This is a genomic window from Pseudomonas sp. FW305-3-2-15-E-TSA4, assembly GCF_058787295.1.
Window position 1 is genome coordinate 167,364 of sequence record NZ_JBYSZP010000014.1, and the last position, 17,689, is coordinate 185,052.

Genomic DNA, 17,689 nt, shown 5'->3' on the forward strand with positions numbered 1-17,689 from the left:
CATGCATCCGTTACCATGCCGCTCCGGTTTTGGGGATGCGTCTGGGAGACGGTCATGGAATTTCTGCTCTATCTGGCGTTGGGCGCCTGTGCGGGCGTGCTGGCCGGGCTGTTCGGGGTGGGCGGCGGGATCATTATTGTCCCGGTGCTGGTATTCAGTTTTACCTTGCAGGGATTCGATCAGTCGATCCTCACGCACCTGGCTGTTGGCACTTCCCTGGCTACGATCATCTTCACCTCGGTCAATGCCGTGCGTGAACATCATCGACGTGGTGCGGTGCGCTGGCCGATCTTCATGTGGATGACCGTCGGCATTCTGCTAGGCGCCGGTTTTGGTGCGCTGACGGCGGAGGCGATTTCCGGGCCGAACCTGCAGAAGATCATCGGCGTGTTCGCCTTGGTCATTGCTGTGCAACTGGCGCTGGAGGTCAAACCCAAGGCCAGTCGAACGGTGCCGGGCAAACTCGGTCTGACCGTGGCCGGCAGTGTAATCGGCTGGGCCTCGGCGATTTTCGGAATCGGCGGCGGCTCGCTGACCGTGCCGTTCCTGACCTGGCGCAGCGTGCCGATGCAGCAGGCGGTGGCAACGTCGTCGGCCTGTGGCTTGCCGATTGCTGTGGCGAGTGCGTTAAGTTTCATGATTCTGGGCTGGCATGATCCGCTGTTGCCGCCGCATAGTCTCGGTTTTGTCTATTTGCCGGCGCTGCTGGGCATTGCCCTGACCAGCATGGTGTTCGCCCGTCTCGGCGCGCGCCTGGCACACAGATTGTCACCGCGCTTGCTGAAACGGCTGTTCGCCGCTTTGCTGTTCTGCGTGGGCCTGAATTTCCTGCTCTGACCTGCTGGGTCAGAACGGGCCGCAATCCTGGCTTAATCCTGAGGTGGCAGCGTCGCCCGGGAATTTTGGTTTCAACTCTAACGAGGAGTCGCAATGCTGCCTTACCCGCAGATCGACCCGGTGGCCCTGGCCATCGGTCCGCTGAAAATCCACTGGTACGGCCTGATGTACCTCGTCGGCATCGGCGGCGCATGGCTGCTGGCGTCGAGCCGGCTCAACCGTTTCGACCCGACCTGGACCAAGGAGAAGCTCTCCGATCTGGTGTTCTGGCTGTCGATGGGGGTGATTGTCGGTGGACGTCTGGGTTACGTGCTGTTCTATGATCTGAGCGCCTACATCGCCAACCCGACGCTGATTTTCGAAGTGTGGAAGGGCGGCATGTCGTTCCATGGCGGATTCATCGGGGTGATGCTCGCCGCGCTGTGGTTCGGCAAGCGTAACGGCAAGACCTTCTTCCAACTGATGGACTTTGTTGCGCCGATGGTGCCGATCGGTCTGGGTGCCGGGCGTATCGGCAACTTCATCAACGCCGAGCTGTGGGGCAAGCCGACCGACGTGCCGTGGGCGATGATCTTCCCGCCGTTCAGCGATCCGGCGCAGCTGCCGCGTCACCCGTCGCAGCTGTATCAGTTCGCGCTCGAAGGCGTGGCGCTGTTCCTGATCCTGTGGCTGTTCTCGCGCAAGCCGCGTCCGACCATGGCGGTATCGGGCATGTTCGCGCTTTTTTACGGCATTTTCCGTTTTATTGTCGAGTTCGTCCGCGTTCCGGACGCTCAACTGGGCTACCTGGCCTGGAACTGGCTGACCATGGGTCAGGTGCTGTGCGTACCGATGATCGTCGGCGGGCTGTTCCTGATCTGGCTGGCCTATCGTCGTGCGCCGGCAGCGCCGCTCGCGCCGACCGCTTAAACTACGAACCCCGGCGCGCGACGCCGGGGCTCAAAGGACACAGGTAACTCATGAAGCAATATCTCGAACTGGTCTCGCACGTCATCCAGAACGGCACCAAACAGGCCAACCGCACCGGCATCAACACCATCAGCTTCCCGGGTGCGATGCTGCGTTTCGATCTGCAGGAAGGTTTCCCGGCGATCACCACCCGCAAGATGGCCTTCAAGTCGGCCATCGGCGAGATGTGCGGTTTTCTGCGTGGCGTGAACAACGCCGCTGAATTCCGTGCGCTGGGCTGCAAGGTCTGGGACCAGAACGCCAACGAAAATGCGCAATGGCTGGCCAACCCTTTCCGTCAGGGCGAAGACGACCTCGGTGAAATCTACGGCGTGCAATGGCGCAAATGGCCGGCGTACAAGCAGATCCCGCTGAGCAACACCGCCGCTATCGAACAAACCCTGAGCAACGGCTACAAGCAGATCGCTCAAGGCGAAGAAGACGGCCAGGCCTATGTGGTGCTGTACAAAGCCATCGACCAGGTGCGCCAGTGCGTCGACACGATCATCAACGATCCGGGCAGCCGCCGTATTCTGTTCCACGGCTGGAACGTCGCCCAGCTCGATGAAATGGCCCTGCCGCCATGCCATCTGCTGTACCAGTTCCACCCGAACGTCGAGACCAAAGAGATCTCCCTGACCCTGTACATCCGCTCCAACGACCTGGGCCTGGGCACACCGTTCAACCTCACCGAGGGCGCCGCCCTGCTAAGCCTGATCGGGCGCCTGACCGGTTACACGCCGCGCTGGTTCACCTATTTCATCGGTGATGCGCACGTCTACGAGAACCACCTGGACATGCTCAACGAACAGCTCAAGCGCGAGCCGTTTGCCATGCCGAAACTGAAAATTTCGGATCGCGTGCCGGAGTTTGCCAAGACGGGTGTGTATCAGCCGGAGTGGCTGGAGTTGGTCGAGCCGAGCGATTTCTCGCTGGAAGGCTATGAGCACCATGCGCCAATGACCGCGCCGATGGCGGTCTAAAAGCTTCACGTAATACCCTGTGGGAGCGGGCTTGCTCGCGAAAGCGGTGTATCAGTTAACGATGATGTCGACTGACACTCCGCCTTCGCGAGCAAGCCCGCTCCCACATTGGGTTCTGTGTAAGGCTCAGTGGCCGTGGCTGCGGCCCACATGGGAGTGTTCAACCTCCGTCGCCACAACCCCGCCACTCACCTCCAGCCGCTGCAAAATCCCGCACTGATCCGCCCCCGGCCCTTCGCCACAGCGTTGGCGCAGGTCGAGCAGTTGTGTCTGCAACGCCAGCAACCCGTCAATCCGCGCTTTCACATGCTGGATGTGCTCGTCGATCAGCGTATTGACGCTTGCACACTGATCCTGCGGGCTGTCGCGCATGGCCAGCAGGCTGCGGATTTCTTCGAGGGTCATGTCGAGGGTGCGGCAGTTGCGGATGAAGGTCAGGCGTTCGGCGTGGGCCTGGGTGTAAACGCGGTAGTTACCGTCGCTGCGCGCCGGCTCCGGCAGCAGGTTTTCGCGCTCGTAATAGCGGATGGTTTCCACGGCGCAGTCGGTGAGTTTGGCCAGTTCTCCGATCTTCATGACGGCAATCTCCAAAAGGGTGCTTGACCCTATAGTGGCTACAGGGTCTTTACTTGGCAACAGGCACCTTCATGGACGCGACCAATGAGCGATTCCCAGCACACCCACAAGCCCGGCGACGGGCACGATCATAGCCACAGCCATAAATTGCAGCCTGTGCATAAGCACGAACATGGCGGCGATTCCTGCTGCGGGTCGAAAGCCGCAGCACCGGCACCGGTTCATTCGCACGAAGATTCTTGCGGCTCATCGACAGTCGCCGCGCCTGCGTTGGTGCAACTGAGCGAAAAGACCAGCGCTGACGCCCGCCTGAGCAGTTTCCGCATCGAAGCGATGGACTGCCCGACCGAGCAGACGCTGATCCAGAACAAACTCTGCAAGCTGGCCGGTGTGCAGCAACTGGAATTCAACCTGATCAACCGCGTGCTCGGCGTGACCCACAATCTGCCGGACACCGCGCCGATCACCGAGGCGATCACCTCGCTGGGCATGCACGCCGAGCCGCTGGAGGCGGGCGTCGAAGCCCCGGCCCCGGCGCCAGTAAAAAAACACTGGTGGCCGTTGGCGCTGTCCGGCGTCGGCGCGCTGGCGGCGGAAGTTATCCACTTCACCAACGCCGCGCCAACCTGGGTGGTGGCGATCATTGCGCTGGTGTCGATCCTCAGCGGCGGCCTGACCACCTATAAAAAGGGCTGGATCGCCCTGAAGAACCGTAACCTCAACATCAATGCGCTGATGAGCATCGCGGTGACCGGTGCGGTGCTGATCGGGCAGTGGCCGGAAGCGGCGATGGTGATGTTCCTGTTCACCGTGGCCGAGCTGATCGAGGCGCGCTCGCTGGATCGTGCGCGCAATGCCATCAGCGGCCTGATGCAGATGACCCCGGAACAGGCCACGGTGCAGCAAGCCGACGGCAACTGGATCGAACAAGAGGTTAAAAGCGTCGAACTCGGCGCCCGCGTGCGGGTAAAACCCGGCGAGCGCATTGCGCTGGACGGCGAGGTCGTCAGCGGCAGTTCGACCATCGATCAGGCGCCGATCACCGGTGAAAGCCTGCCGGTGGAGAAAACCGTGGGCGACAAAGTCTTCGCCGGCACCATCAACCAGGCCGGTTCGCTGGAATACTCGGTGACTGCGGCGGCGAACAACTCGACCCTGGCGCGGATCATCCACGCCGTCGAGCAGGCTCAGGGTGCGCGGGCGCCGACGCAGCGCTTCGTCGATCAGTTCTCGAAAATCTACACCCCGGTGGTGTTCGTGCTGGCGCTGGCGGTGGCGATCATTCCGCCGCTGTTTATGGGCGCGTTGTGGTTCGACTGGATCTACCGTGCGCTGGTGTTGCTGGTGGTTGCCTGTCCTTGTGCGCTGGTGATCTCCACCCCAGTGACCATCGTCAGCGGCCTCGCGGCAGCGGCGCGCAAAGGCATTCTGGTCAAGGGTGGCGTGTACCTGGAGGGCGGCTTCAAGCTCGACTATCTGGCGCTGGATAAGACCGGCACGATCACCCACGGCAAACCGGTGCAGACCGATTACCTGTCGCTCGATCCGACCGCCGACGCCACAGCCCCGGCGATTGCCGCCGCGCTGGCCGGGCGCTCCGATCACCCGGTGTCGCTGGCCATCGCCAATGCGGCTGTGGATAAAAACCTCGCCGTGCTGACTGTGGATAACTTCGAAGCGCTGGCCGGTCGTGGCGTGAAGGGACAGGTCAACGGCCAGACCTATCACTTGGGCAACCATCGTCTGGTCGAGGAGCTGGGCCTGTGCTCGCCGCAACTGGAAGAGAAGCTGTTTGCGCTGGAGAAACAGGGCAAATCCGTGGTGTTGCTGCTCGACAGTTCTGGTCCGCTGGCGCTGTTCGCCGTGGCCGACACGGTCAAGGAGTCCAGCCGCGAAGCGATCCGCCAGTTGCACGCGCTGGGCGTGAAAACCATGATGCTCACCGGTGACAACGTGCACACCGCGCAGGCGATTGCCGCGCAGGTCGGCATCGATCAGGCCAAGGGCGACTTGCTGCCAACCGACAAGCTGCAAGCCATCGAAGCGCTTTATGCACAGGGTCATCGGGTGGGCATGGTTGGCGACGGCATCAACGACGCCCCGGCACTGGCCCGCGCCGAGATCGGTTTTGCCATGGCCGCTGCGGGTACCGACACCGCGATTGAAACCGCCGATGTCGCCCTGATGGACGACGATCTGCGCAAGATTCCCGCGTTCATCAGCCTGTCGCGTGACACCGCGAGCATCCTGAAACAGAACATCGCCTTGGCCCTGGTGATCAAGGCTATCTTTCTTGGGGTAACCTTCGCCGGACTCGCCACCATGTGGATGGCGGTGTTCGCCGACATGGGCGTGAGCCTGCTGGTGGTGTTCAACGGTTTGCGCCTGCTGCGTAAATAAACGATGAGGGATGGTTGTGCTGAGTGCCGAGCTGAAAGCGTTTTATATGGTCGCCCGCCTGGGCAGCATTACGCTGGCGGCGAAAAAGCTCGGCCTCAGCCAACCCACCGTGACCACGCAGATTCGTAATCTGGAAAGTCAGTACTCGGTGGAGCTGTTCTACCGTGGCGGCCGACGCTTGAGTGTCAGCGACGAAGGCGCGCGGTTGCTGCCGATGGTCAAGGCGCTGTTGCAGCAGGAGGCCGACATCGAGTTCTTCCTGCGCAACAGCGGTCAGGTGCAGGGCACGTTGCGCATCGCTGCCACTGCGCCGTATTACATCCTCGATCTGGTGAAGACCTTCCGCGAGCGCCTGCCGCAGGTGGAAGTATCGGTGGAGATCGGCAACTCGCAGCAGGTGCTCGAAGCGCTGGAGGATTACCGGGTCGATGTCGCGGCGTCGTCGCAGTTGCTAGAGGATGCGCGGTTGATTCGCCGGGTATTGGGTAGCGATCCGCTGGTGCTGGCGGTGCATCGCAACCATCCGCTGGCGGCGCAGGAGCATGTGGCGTTGAGTGCGCTGGCCGGGCATACCTTGCTGATGCGCGAGTCGGGTTCGACCACCCGCCGTTTGACCGAGGAGTTGCTGGAAAGCGCCGGGGTCAGTTTCGGGCCGCTGCTGGAAATTGGCAGCCGCGAGTCGATCCGCGAGGCGGTGCTGCGCAATATCGGCATCAGCATCATTGCCCGCCAGGAAGTCCCGCACGATCCGCAGTTGCGGGTGCTGACCATCGAGAATGCACCGCAGATTCCCGAGTACCTTTACTGCTTGAAAGAAAGGAAGGGCGCGCGGTTGCCAGCGGCATTTCTTGGCCTGGCCCAAGAGATGTCCCCGGCCTGAGATCTCCATCTATCTTGCTGGCCTCTTCGCGAGCAGGTTCGCTCCCACATTGGAATGCGTTCCCCTGTAGGAGTGAGCCTGCTCGCGATGGCGCCAGTCCAGACACCGAATGACCTGAACCAAAATCCCCGAATACCACTATCGGCCGTTTTTGCCCTACTGCCACATGACGGACGCATTACAACTCTAGGATTGGCCCCATCAGCTTGATGAGGTCTGTCCATGAATCCTGCAATCGCAACTGCCCTGACCAACCCCGGTGCGCCGATGAAAGTGCGCGGCGTGCAGAAACGCTTCGGCGCGTTCACCGCGCTGGATAACGTCTCCCTCGATGTCGCCGCCGGTGAGCTGGTGTGCCTGCTCGGCCCGTCGGGTTGCGGCAAGACCACGCTGCTGCGCTGCATCGCCGGGCTGGAGAAGCAGGACAGCGGCGAGTTGTACCTCGGCGACCGCGATGTTTCGCACCTCGCGCCGCAGGCCCGGGATTACGGCATTCTGTTCCAGTCCTACGCGCTGTTCCCCAATCTGACCGTCGAAGCGAACATTGCCTACGGCCTCGCCGGCAGTGGTCGCGACGAAGTACGCCGTCGAGTCGGGCAGATGCTGGAACTGGTCGGCCTCAGCGGCAGTGAGAAAAAGTACCCGGGCCAGTTGTCCGGCGGTCAGCAACAGCGGGTTGCCCTGGCTCGTGCCCTGGCCCCGGCGCCGTCGCTGCTGTTGCTCGATGAACCGATGTCGGCGCTGGACGCCCGGGTACGTGAGCATCTGTGCACCGAACTGCGCCAACTGCAGCGCAACCTCGGCATCACCACCCTGATGGTCACCCACAATCAGGACGAAGCCATGCTGATGGCCGACCGCATCGCCGTGATGAACAACGGCCGGGTCGAGCAGTACGCCACCCCGCAGGAAATCTACAACCGCCCGGCCACGCCGTTTGTCGCCGAGTTTGTCGGGCAGGGCAACTGGCTGCCGTTCCAGCGCAGCAGCGCCAGTCACGCCCGGGTTGGCGGGATGGATGTGCGTCTGGCCGATGGTAGCGTCAGCGGCGCCTCGGGCCGACTGTTCTGCCGTCCAGAAGCAATCAGCGTCAATCCGTTGGTGCACGAAGAAAACCTGTTTCCGGCGAAAGTCCGTGAGATCACCTTCCTCGGCAACCGCTGCCGCATGAGCTTCGAACTCGACCAATTGCCGGGCCACGCGCTGCTTGCTGAACTGGCGCCGGAAGCCATGCCACGCCTTGGCGCCCAGCAGATCATGGTCGCCTTGCCACCGCGCAGCCTGCAGGTGTTTGCCTGATGAGCGCGAACATCGCACTGCCGCTACCGCACAAGCAAGCGCGGCGAGTGTCCGGGGCCGAGGTCGGTGACCGGATCTTCGTCCTCGGCGGCAAACTCCTGCTGCTGTTGCTGCTCGGTATCGCCGTGCTGCTGCCGTTGCTGGCGATCTTCTGGCGTGGCTTCAGCAGTGAGGCCGGGCAGGGCGGTGGCTGGCTCGCCGCTAAGGAGTTGGTCAGCAGCGAGAATTTCCACTGGCTGCTCGGCAACAGTCTGAAAGTTTCCCTCAGCGTCGCGGCCATCGTCGTACCGCTGGCCTACCTGTTTGCCTACGCCCTGCAACGCACGATGATTCCGGCCAAGGGCCTCTGGCGCGGAATTTCTCTGCTGCCATTGATGGCGCCGTCGATGCTGCCGGGGATCGCACTGGTCTATCTGTTCGGCAATCAGGGCATGTTGCGCGGGCTGCTCTCGGACAACATCTACGGCTTCTGGGGGATTGTGTTGGGCGAGGTGATTTACACCTTTCCCCATGCGTTGATGATTTTGTTGTCGGCGCTGTCGCTGGCCGATGCGCGGCTGTTCGATGCGGCGTCGAGCATGGGTGCCAGTCCGGCGAAAGCCTTTCGCAGCATCACCTGGCCGGCGACGCGCCAAGCGGTATTCGCCGCGTTCTGTCTGGTGTTCACCCTGACCATCACCGATTTCGGCGTGCCAGTGGTGGTCGGTGGCGACTATCAAGTGCTGGCGCTGGAGGCTTACAAAGCCGTGGTCGGCCAGCAGCAATTCGGTCGCGGCGCGTTGATCGGCATGGTGCTGTTGCTGCCGGCGCTGTTCAGCTTCGGCGTCGATGCCTGGCTGCGTCGGCGTCACGGTGATTCCATGAGTGGCCGTGCGCAAGTGTTCAAACCGGCGCCGTCGAAATTACGTGATGGCTGCTACATGGCGATTGTTTTGTTGATCAGTGCGGCGCTGCTGCTGGTATTCGGCATGGCGTTGTTTTCCTCGCTGGTGAAGTTCTGGCCGTACAACCTGTCGCTGTCGCTCAATCACTACCAGTTCAACGAGACCGCCGGCGGTGGCTGGCTGGCGTACAGCAACAGCTTGAAGATGGCGCTGGGCACGGCGCTGATTGGCAGCGTGCTGATCTTCACGGGCGCTTACCTGATGGAGAAAACCCGCAGCCAACGCGGCCTCAACCTGACGTTGCGCATGCTCAGTTTCGTGCCGATGGCAGTGCCGGGGCTGGTGCTCGGTCTGGGTTACGTCTTCTTCTTCAACCTCACAGGCAACCCGCTGCACGTGCTGTACGGCACGATGACCCTGCTGATCGTCTGCACCATTGCTCACTATTTGACCACCGCCCAAATGACCGCGACCACCGCGCTGCGCCAGCTCGACGCCGAGTTCGAGGCCGCCGCGCTGTCGCTCAAGGCCCCGCTGTACCGCCACTACCTGCGCGTCACCGTGCCGATCTGCCTGCCGGCGCTGCTGGACATCGTGCGCTACCTGTTCGTCTCGGCGATGACCACGGTGTCGGCGGCGATCTTCCTCTACAGCCCCGACACCATCCTCGCGGCGGTGGCGGTGCTGAACATGGACGACGCCGGCAACGTCGGCGGCGCGGCAGCGATGTCGACCCTGATTCTGTTCACCTCGGCGGGCGTGTCCTTGCTGCTGGCTTGGACTTCGCGCGGCTTGCTGCGCCGTTCCCAGGCCTGGCGGCAAACCGCGCCCGGTCACTGATTGACGACTTATCCCTACAGCCTCAACTCACCGACAGGAAAACGATCATGTTCAAGCCTATGGCTCTGGCCGCTGCTGTGCTCGCTACTTTCAGCCTGAATGCCTTCGCGGCAAAAACCGAGTTGACGGTGTACACCGCCCTCGAAGCCGAGCAACTGACCGCTTACAAAGCCGCGTTCGAAAAGGCCAACCCGGACGTCGAAATCAAGTGGGTGCGTGATTCCACCGGGATCATCACTGCCAAACTGCTGGCCGAAAAGGCCCGTCCGCAGGCTGACGCGGTGTGGGGCCTGGCCGCTTCGAGCCTGGCGATCCTCGATCAGCAGGGCATGCTGCAAAGCTACGCACCGAAGGATCTGGGCAAGATCGGCGCGAACTACCGCGATGCTGCCAACCCGCCAGCCTGGGTCGGCATGGACGTGTGGGCCGCGACTATTTGCTTCAACACCGTGGAAGCCGAGAAGCAGGGCTTGAGCAAACCGGTGAGCTGGCAGGATCTGACCAAGCCTGAGTACAAGGGCAAGATCGTCATGCCGAATCCGGCGTCGTCCGGCACCGGTTTCCTCGACGTCAGCGCATGGCTGCAAACCTTCGGTGAGAAACAGGGCTGGGCCTACATGGACGGTCTTCACCAGAACATCGGCCAGTATGTTCACTCCGGTTCCAAGCCTTGCAAACTGGCTGCTGCGGGCGAATTCCCGATCGGCATTTCCTTCGAATACCCGGCCGTACAGCTGAAACGCCAGGGCGCGCCGCTGGACATCATCCTGCCGAAGGAAGGCCTGGGCTGGGAGATCGAAGCCACTGCGGTAATCAAAGGCACGCCGCATGAAGACGCGGCGAAAAAACTCGCAGACTTCTCCGCCAGCGCCGAGGCGATGGATCTGTACAAGGAGAACTTTGCGGTTCTTGCGCAGCCGGGCATCGCCAAGCCGCAGACCGAACTGCCGGCCGACTACGAGCAGCGCCTGATCAAGAACGACTTTGCCTGGGCCTCGAAGAATCGCGACGAGATCCTGACCGAATGGCGCAAGCGGTATGACGGCAAGTCCGAGAAAGTTGTCGCCAAGTAAGATCTTTATCGACTGACAGGGCCTCTTCGCGAGCAAGCCCGCTCCCACATTCGACCGAGTTCCACCGGAAGGAATGCGATCAAACTGTGGGAGCGGGCTTGCTCGCGAAGGCGGTCTCCCATTCAGGGAAAATCTCCATGACTCAACACAAAGACCTGCTGATCGTCGGCGCCGGCATCCTCGGCCTGTCCCACGCTTACGCCGCCGCCAAACGCGGCCTCAAGGTCAGCGTTTTCGAACGCACCGCCACGCCCCTCGGCGCTTCGGTGCGTAACTTCGGTCAGGCGCTGGTCACCGGTCAGCCACCGGGGCCGATGCTTGAACTGGCCAAGACCAGCCGCGAGATCTGGGGTGACTGGGCGCAACTCGCCGGTCTGCAGATCAAGCGAAACGGCTCGTACCTGTTCGCCCGCAGTGAAGGCGAAGAACACTTGCTCGAAGCTTTCTGCAACGGCCGCGCCGTGGAGCACGGGTACAACGTCGCCTTGCTGCGTGGCGCTGCCCTGCGTGATCTGTACCAGGGTCAGTTCAGTCATCACCGCGCGGCGTTGCACGGCTTGGACGATCAACAGCTGTACTCGCGTGAAGCGATTCCGGCGTTGATCGACTATCTGCGCCGCGACCTCGGCGTCGAGTTTCACTTCAGTACGCTGGTGCGCGACGTCGAACCAGGGCACCTGCACAGTACTGCCGGCAGCTTCACGGCAAAGCAAATCATCGTCTGCTCCGGCCACGATTATCAGACCCTGCTGGCCGAACCGATTGCCGCGCTCGATCCGCAGATCTGCCGCCTGCAAATGCTTCGCGCCAAACCGCAGATCGAGCTGAATCTGCAACACGCCTTGCTCACCGGTTTGAGCTGCGTGCACTACGGCGCCTTCGCTGATTTGCCAGAAGCGGCGGCGGTGCAGGCGCAGATCCTGCGCGAACAACCGCACTTGCACGACAACGGCATTCACCTGCTGATCAGTCCGACGCCGTATGGCGAGCTGATCATCGGCGACTCGCACCATTACGGCAGCGATCCGTCGCCGTTCAATACCGAGCAGGTCGACAACTGGATGTTGGAGCTGGCCGAACAAACGCTGGGCTGCAAGGTGCAAGTGGTCGAGCGCTGGCAGGGCGTCTACGGTGCCCGTGGGCCGGGACCGTTTTCGTTGCTGCGCCCGGCACCGGGGCTGAGTGTGGCGCTGATGCACACCGGCGTCGGCATGAGCGTCGGCCCGGCACTGGCCGAGCGCAATGTCGCGCAGTGGCTGGAGGAAATGTGATGGCGGGGCATGCGCAAGTCGTTGACCGGGTGTTTGCGCTGTATGAACGCTTTGGCACCCGCGATTACATCGGCGAGCCGGTGTCGCAGATCGAGCACATGTCTCAGGCAGCGCAGTTGGCGATGGCTGAAGGCTTTGATGATGAAGTGGTGCTGGCGGCGTTCTTTCATGACATCGGCCACCTGTGCGCCGAAGGTGCCGAGAACATGGGCGGTTATGGCGTGGTCAGCCATGAGCGGCTGGGGGCGAATTATTTGCGTGAGGCCGGTTTCAGTGAGCGCCTGGCGCGGCTGGTGGAATATCACGTGCAGGCCAAACGTTATCTGACCTTGCGCGAGCCTGGGTATTTCGAGCGGTTGAGTGACGCGAGTCGCCGGACCCTGGAGTATCAGGGCGGGGTGATGAGCGAGGCTGAGGCGGATGTGTTTGAGCGGGATCCGTTGTGTGCCGTCAGCTTGCGCATGCGCCAGTGGGACGAGCTGGCCAAGGAGAGGGCGGTGCCGGTGATGGACCTTGGTTTGCTGAAGGAGAAAGCGGCGCGGCTGCTGGCTGCGTAATCCATGTCACCGAATTGCGCCATTCGCGAGCAGGCTCGCTCCCACAGGGTTTTGTGTTCTGACCACGATCCAATGTGGGAGCGAGCCTGCTCGCGAAGAGGCCAGATCAGGCGCTACAAATCTGCAGCCAGAAACTCAATCTGCTCCTGCCGCTCCGCCTGATTCAACTTCGCATGCGGATTGAGTGAAGACCACTGCGGATGCGCCCGCGCCTTGCTCAGCGCATCCGGCAACTTGCCTTCACGCCAGGTCTTGTCCTGCGGGGTGGCGACCTGAACCGCGTCCATCGCCGCATGCCCGCGCTGATCCAGCGCCAGCAACAGTTGGCGCTGACGCAACGCCAGCAGCCGCAACACCCCGTCATCCACGGTCAACTCCCGCTGGCCCCTGATCTTGCCGAGCAGGCGGCTGCCATAACTGCGCGCGGTTTGCAGCGCACCACCGGCAATCGCACCGGCCAAAGCCGCCGCACCGAGGGTAATCCCGCCCACCAGCAAATCCACGCCAGCCCCTGCCGCAGCGCCTGCCGCAATCCCTCCGCCGACACGCACGCCGAGTTGCTTCAGGGTTTCCGGGTTGAACAGATCATCGCCCCAACGCCCATCGAGCAACGGCAGATCACTGGCCGCCGCATCCTGCGGGCGAAACGCATAGAGCTTGAGCAACGCTTCGACGCATTTCTGTTCACGCTGGCGCACGGCTTTGCGCAGTTCGCTGATCGCTTGCTGTTCCTGCTCGGCCTCGCTGACCACGCTGCGTCGGCAGGCGGCGCAGTCGATCAGCAATTCGGCGATCAAACGCGCCGCACTTTGTTGGCGGGCGAGGCGCTGGGCCTGTTGATCGGCGATCAAGCGCTCCAGTTGCGGACGGGCGTTTTCCAGCAGCAGCGCAAGGCTTTCGTACAGTCGCCGCTCGCCATCTTCCGGCGGCGCCACGCTGTCGAAGCGCACCAGCGCATGCAGGCCGAGACGCTTCAACGCTTCGCGCCAGTCCGGCTCGCGATGGTTGGCGCTGCTGACGAAATTCAGCACCGGCAGCAGCGGTTTACCGCAACTGGCCAGCACTTCGAGTTCGTCACGATACTTGGCCAGCACCGGTTCGCGGGCGTCGATCACATACAGACCGGCGTCGGACGCGAGTAGCTGTCGCAGGACTTTCGCCTCCTGTTCGAAACGCTGACGTGCTTCGCTGCCGTCGAGAAAACGCGCCAGTCGCGCCGGGCCGTCGAGACGTTCGCCGGGGCGCTCCAGACGCTCAAGGAAATCCAGCAGGGCGATGGCGTCTTCCAGCCCCGGCGTGTCGTAGAGATCGAGCAACGGCTCGCCGTCCACCGACAACCGCGCACCCTCGACATGTCGAGTGGTGCTCGGCCGGTGCGAGACTTCGCCGAAGCCGACGTCGCGGGTCAGGGTGCGCAGCAGCGAAGTCTTGCCGACGTTGGTGTGGCCGACCACCGCGAGTTTCAGCGGCGCTTTCCGGGCATCAGTCATGACCGCTCTCCAGCCAGTTCATCGGCGCGCAATCGGCGAACGGCAACTCCAGTTGTTGCAGCGCAACGTGCCAGTCGCCGAGACGGGCACTGTCCAGCGCTTCGCCGGGCGGTGCTTGCAGCAGCCAGACCCGGGTGGCGTTGGCGTTGCGCGCCAGTTCGGCGATCAGCGCGAGGCTGCCGCGATCCGGCGAGCGTCGCGGGTCGCAGGCGATCAGCAGGCGCGCCGGAGGGAAACGGCTGAGCTGTTCGAGCAGTTTGTGCCGTGATTCGCGGCTGTCGAGGATTCCGGCGTTGCTCACGGTTTTCGGCAGGGCCGGTGGCCACGGGCGCTGATCGTCGAGTTCGATGGCGACCAGCAAAGCACCCTCGCTGGTCTGTTCGCTGACGCTGCTTTCGACCCGATGCAACTGCGCAGGCGCGGCGTCGTTGATGCCGAGGCGTTCGCTGGTCGGCATCAGCCGTTCACGCAACTGGGCGTAACCGGGCAGGTTCAGGTCCAGGGTCAGCGCGGCTTTGCCGTGACTCCAGCGCCAGAAACACAACAGCGCCAGCAGCAGACGCGGCAGTACGCCGTAGACCACCAGCACGCCGACCAGCCAGGTTGCCCAGGCCTGTCGCGCGCTTTCGATATCCAGCGCTGCGCCGCCGCTGGCGCGGATCATTTCTACGGTCGGCACGTTGAAGCCGAGCAGCGCCGGCAGCGCGCCGAGGGCTTGGGTCAGGTTGATGAAGGTGTCGGCGCCGAGAATCGTGGTTTCCCAGACGAAGCCGTAGCGCCGGGTCGCCATCAGTGTCAGCAGCAACAGCAGGGCGCTGAGCATCGCCAGCAACCACAGACCGTTGACCAATGTGCCGAGCGCCCAGCGATTGAGTTTTTTGCGTTGCAGCATCAGCAGCAGGGCCGGCGCGAGTTGCGCGGCTTTGGCATCGCGAGCGAGTTTTTCGCTGAGCCACAGCCACAAGCGCCCGAGGGTGGCGCCGTGTTCTCCGGCAAAGATCAGCCCCAGCGCCCAGCTCAGTAGCAGAATCAGGTTCAACCCGAGCAGGCTGCCCAAGGCCCAGAACACATTCACCGGCGTCTGGCTCAGTGCGGCGAAGGCCAGACCGGCACCGCTCAGCAGCGCGAAAATCACCAGCAGCACCAGCGCCAGACGCGCGCCCTGCAGCCAGTGCTTGAGTGCCGTGCTCAGCCCGTCGCGCTCGGCCAGCCACGCCGCCCGGCGCTGAATACGGCCCGGCAGATCGCCGCCGGCCGCGCGGGCCAGACGATTGGCTTCCAGATCTTCCAGGGGGCCTGCGTGTTCTTCGCGCAGGCGGATGGTTTCAGTCAGCCAGAGGTTTTGCAGTGGAGTCAGTTCAGTCACGCGCCATTCCGTTGCTCGATTGAGCAGTGAGCATAACCGCTGTGGCGCTTATCGGGTCAAGCGAGGCTCTGGTATCCTCGCCGGCATGACTAAATCACTCCCCCTCAGCCTGATCGCAGCCCTCGGTGAAAACCGCGTGATCGGCGTCGACAACAGCATGCCCTGGCACCTGCCGGGGGACTTCAAATACTTCAAGGCCACGACCCTCGGCAAGCCGATCATCATGGGCCGTAAGACCTGGGACTCCCTCGGCCGTCCGCTGCCGGGCCGCTTGAACATCGTGGTCAGCCGTCAGCCGGATCTGCTGCTGGAAGGGGCGGAGGTGTATCCGTCGCTGGAAGCCGCGGTGGTTCGCGCCGAGGAATGGGCGAAAGCGCAGGGTGTCGATGAGTTGATGCTGATTGGCGGCGCGCAGTTGTATGCGCAAGGGCTGGCGCAGGCCGATCGTCTGTATCTGACCCGAGTGGCGCTGAGCCCGGAAGGCGATGCGTGGTTTCCGGAGTTCGATCTGAACCAGTGGAAGCTGGTGTCGAACGTGTCGAATCCGGCTGAGGGCGATAAGCCCGCGTACAACTTCGAAGTCTGGGAAAAAGCTTAAGAGCTTCGCGAGCAAGCCCGCTCCCACATTGGATTTGTGTCGATCACAGATCCAATGTGGGAGCGGGCTTGCTCGCGAAGAGGGCAGGTCAGGCAAAGAAGAATTTAAGCCTGAGCAAGCCCCGCATGCTCATCCGCATCCAGCAGTGCTTTATCGGTCTGCTGCATCACTTGGCTGGTAATCGCACCGGCGGTGATCGAACCACTTACGTTCAACGCCGTACGACCCATGTCGATCAGCGGCTCAACCGAAATCAGCAGCGCCACCAGTGACACCGGCAAGCCCATCGCCGGCAGCACGATCAGTGCCGCGAACGTCGCGCCGCCACCGACCCCGGCCACACCGGCCGAGCTCAGAGTGACAATCGCCACCAGGGTCGCGATCCACAGCGGATCCAGCGGGTTGATGCCGACCGTTGGCGCAACCATCACCGCCAACATCGCCGGGTACAGACCGGCGCAACCGTTCTGGCCGATGGTCGCACCGAACGAGGCGGCGAAACTGGCGATCGACTGCGGAATGCCCAGACGACGGGTCTGCGCTTCGATGCTCAACGGAATGCTCGCCGCGCTGGAGCGGCTGGTGAACGCGAACGTCAGCACCGGCCAGATCTTGCGGAAGAAGCGCAGCGGGTTGATCCCGGCCGCCGACACCAGCAGGCCATGCACCACAAACATCAGGCCCAGGCCGAGGTACGAGACCACGACGAAACTGCCGAGCTTGATGATGTCCTGCAGGTTGGAACCGGCGACCACTTTGGTCATCAGCGCCAGCACGCCGTACGGGGTCAGCTTCATCACCAGACGCACCAGACGCATCACCCAGGCTTGCAGGGTGTCGATGGCGTTGATCACTTTCTGACCTTTCTCGGCATCATCCTTGAGCAGTTGCAGCGCCGCGACCCCGAGGAACGCGGCGAAGATCACCACGCTGATGATCGAGGTCGGCTTGGCGCGGGCCAGGTCGGCGAACGGGTTCTGCGGAATGAACGACAGCAGCAGCTGCGGCACATTCAGGTCGGCGACCTTGCCGGCGTAGTCGGTCTGGATGGTTTGCAGGCGGGCCATTTCCTGCGTGCCGGCGACCAGGCCTTCGGCGGTGAGGCCGAACAGGTTGGTCAGGCCGATACCGATCAGCGCCGCAATCGCGGTGGTAAACAGCAGGGTGCCGATGGTCAGGAAGCTGATCTTGCCCAGCGACGAGGCGTTGTGCAGACGCGCAACCGCGCTGAGGATCGAGGCGAACACCAGCGGGATCACGATCATTTGTAGCAGCTGCACGTAGCCGTTGCCGACCAGATCGAACCAGCCGATCGAGGCTTTCAGTACCGGGTTGCCGGCACCGTAAACAGTGTGCAGGGCAACACCGAAGGCTACGCCGAGCACCAGCGCGAGCAGGACTTTTTTCGCCAGGCTCCACGTCGTGTGGCGGGTTTGCGCCAGACCGAAGAGCAGGGCGAGGAACACCAGCAGATTGAGGATCAGCGGCAGATTCATGAAGACTCCGATAAGACTTGTGCCAGTCGCATTCTTGGGCAACTGCGAACCGGCAAGCCTAACAGTTTGATTTCCAATGAATTAATACCGAAATCGCAGGTCATCCGTCGTTTTTGGAATAAGCGCTTGTCGCTCTCGGCAATGCAACTGGCGTTGAGGAGACGTAAGCGGTCGCTGACAGACGAGGACTG

At 62.6% G+C, this 17,689-nt stretch carries 15 protein-coding genes; 11 read left to right on the forward strand and 4 right to left on the reverse strand.

Annotated elements, in window-relative coordinates; genetic code table 11:
- Window positions 1-54: 54 nt before the first annotated feature.
- From AC3WMV_RS20025 to AC3WMV_RS20035, 3 genes are all read left to right on the forward strand, one after another.
- Window positions 55-837, forward strand: a complete 783-nt coding sequence (locus tag AC3WMV_RS20025; protein WP_027610537.1) for a sulfite exporter TauE/SafE family protein — start codon at window positions 55-57, stop codon at window positions 835-837.
- A gap of 93 nt (window positions 838-930) precedes the next feature.
- Window positions 931-1,746: a prolipoprotein diacylglyceryl transferase gene (gene lgt, locus AC3WMV_RS20030; RefSeq protein ID WP_007965581.1), complete on the forward strand. Its 816-nt coding sequence runs from the start codon at window positions 931-933 to the stop codon at window positions 1,744-1,746.
- A gap of 50 nt (window positions 1,747-1,796) precedes the next feature.
- Window positions 1,797-2,768, forward strand: coding sequence for a thymidylate synthase (locus AC3WMV_RS20035; RefSeq protein ID WP_027610539.1), 972 nt, complete (start codon window positions 1,797-1,799; stop codon window positions 2,766-2,768).
- Window positions 2,769-2,894: 126 nt separating this feature from the next.
- Here AC3WMV_RS20035 and cadR read toward each other — a convergent pair whose 3' ends face one another.
- Window positions 2,895-3,344 (reverse strand): Cd(II)/Pb(II)-responsive transcriptional regulator, encoded by a 450-nt coding sequence (gene cadR, locus AC3WMV_RS20040; RefSeq protein WP_007964189.1) that lies wholly within the window; start codon window positions 3,342-3,344, stop codon window positions 2,895-2,897.
- An 84-nt stretch (window positions 3,345-3,428) separates the two neighbouring features.
- Here cadR and AC3WMV_RS20045 point away from each other — a divergent pair, with 84 nt between their 5' ends.
- From AC3WMV_RS20045 to AC3WMV_RS20075, 7 genes are all read left to right on the forward strand, one after another.
- Window positions 3,429-5,744 (forward strand): heavy metal translocating P-type ATPase, encoded by a 2,316-nt coding sequence (locus tag AC3WMV_RS20045; protein WP_103368035.1) that lies wholly within the window; start codon window positions 3,429-3,431, stop codon window positions 5,742-5,744.
- A 16-nt stretch (window positions 5,745-5,760) separates the two neighbouring features.
- Window positions 5,761-6,624 (forward strand): LysR family transcriptional regulator, encoded by an 864-nt coding sequence (locus tag AC3WMV_RS20050; RefSeq protein WP_041072184.1) that lies wholly within the window; start codon window positions 5,761-5,763, stop codon window positions 6,622-6,624.
- 222 nt (window positions 6,625-6,846) lie between these two features.
- Window positions 6,847-7,923: a putative 2-aminoethylphosphonate ABC transporter ATP-binding protein gene (locus tag AC3WMV_RS20055; protein ID WP_103368034.1), complete on the forward strand. Its 1,077-nt coding sequence runs from the start codon at window positions 6,847-6,849 to the stop codon at window positions 7,921-7,923.
- Entirely contained in the window at window positions 7,923-9,647 is a 1,725-nt protein-coding gene (locus tag AC3WMV_RS20060; RefSeq protein WP_103368033.1) for a putative 2-aminoethylphosphonate ABC transporter permease subunit, read from the forward strand. Before AC3WMV_RS20055 ends, AC3WMV_RS20060 begins: the two co-directional genes overlap by 1 nt.
- 47 nt (window positions 9,648-9,694) lie before the next feature.
- Entirely contained in the window at window positions 9,695-10,720 is a 1,026-nt protein-coding gene (locus AC3WMV_RS20065; RefSeq protein ID WP_003229178.1) for a putative 2-aminoethylphosphonate ABC transporter substrate-binding protein, read from the forward strand.
- Between the two features lie 137 nt (window positions 10,721-10,857).
- On the forward strand, window positions 10,858-11,991 hold the full coding sequence (locus tag AC3WMV_RS20070; RefSeq protein ID WP_103368032.1) for a TIGR03364 family FAD-dependent oxidoreductase: 1,134 nt from the start codon (window positions 10,858-10,860) through the stop codon (window positions 11,989-11,991).
- The gene (locus tag AC3WMV_RS20075) at window positions 11,991-12,548 is read left to right on the forward strand and encodes a phosphonate degradation HD-domain oxygenase (protein WP_103368031.1); all 558 of its coding nucleotides are present in this window, start codon (window positions 11,991-11,993) and stop codon (window positions 12,546-12,548) included. The genes AC3WMV_RS20070 and AC3WMV_RS20075 overlap by 1 nt, the downstream gene beginning before the upstream one ends.
- 113 nt (window positions 12,549-12,661) lie before the next feature.
- On the opposite strand, the gene AC3WMV_RS20080 is transcribed toward AC3WMV_RS20075, so the two are convergent.
- Window positions 12,662-14,038 carry a GTPase/DUF3482 domain-containing protein gene (locus tag AC3WMV_RS20080; RefSeq protein ID WP_103368030.1) on the reverse strand — a complete coding sequence of 459 codons (1,377 nt, stop codon included), beginning with the start codon at window positions 14,036-14,038 and terminating at the stop codon, window positions 12,662-12,664.
- Entirely contained in the window at window positions 14,031-15,404 is a 1,374-nt protein-coding gene (locus tag AC3WMV_RS20085) for a DUF2868 domain-containing protein (RefSeq protein WP_103368029.1), read from the reverse strand. Before AC3WMV_RS20085 ends, AC3WMV_RS20080 begins: the two co-directional genes overlap by 8 nt.
- 85 nt (window positions 15,405-15,489) lie before the next feature.
- Here AC3WMV_RS20085 and AC3WMV_RS20090 point away from each other — a divergent pair, with 85 nt between their 5' ends.
- Window positions 15,490-16,002, forward strand: coding sequence for a dihydrofolate reductase (locus AC3WMV_RS20090; RefSeq protein WP_097088936.1), 513 nt, complete (start codon window positions 15,490-15,492; stop codon window positions 16,000-16,002).
- Window positions 16,003-16,106: 104 nt separating this feature from the next.
- Here AC3WMV_RS20090 and AC3WMV_RS20095 read toward each other — a convergent pair whose 3' ends face one another.
- Window positions 16,107-17,498 carry an L-cystine transporter gene (locus tag AC3WMV_RS20095; protein ID WP_492561398.1) on the reverse strand — a complete coding sequence of 464 codons (1,392 nt, stop codon included), beginning with the start codon at window positions 17,496-17,498 and terminating at the stop codon, window positions 16,107-16,109.
- Window positions 17,499-17,689 lie beyond the last annotated feature (191 nt).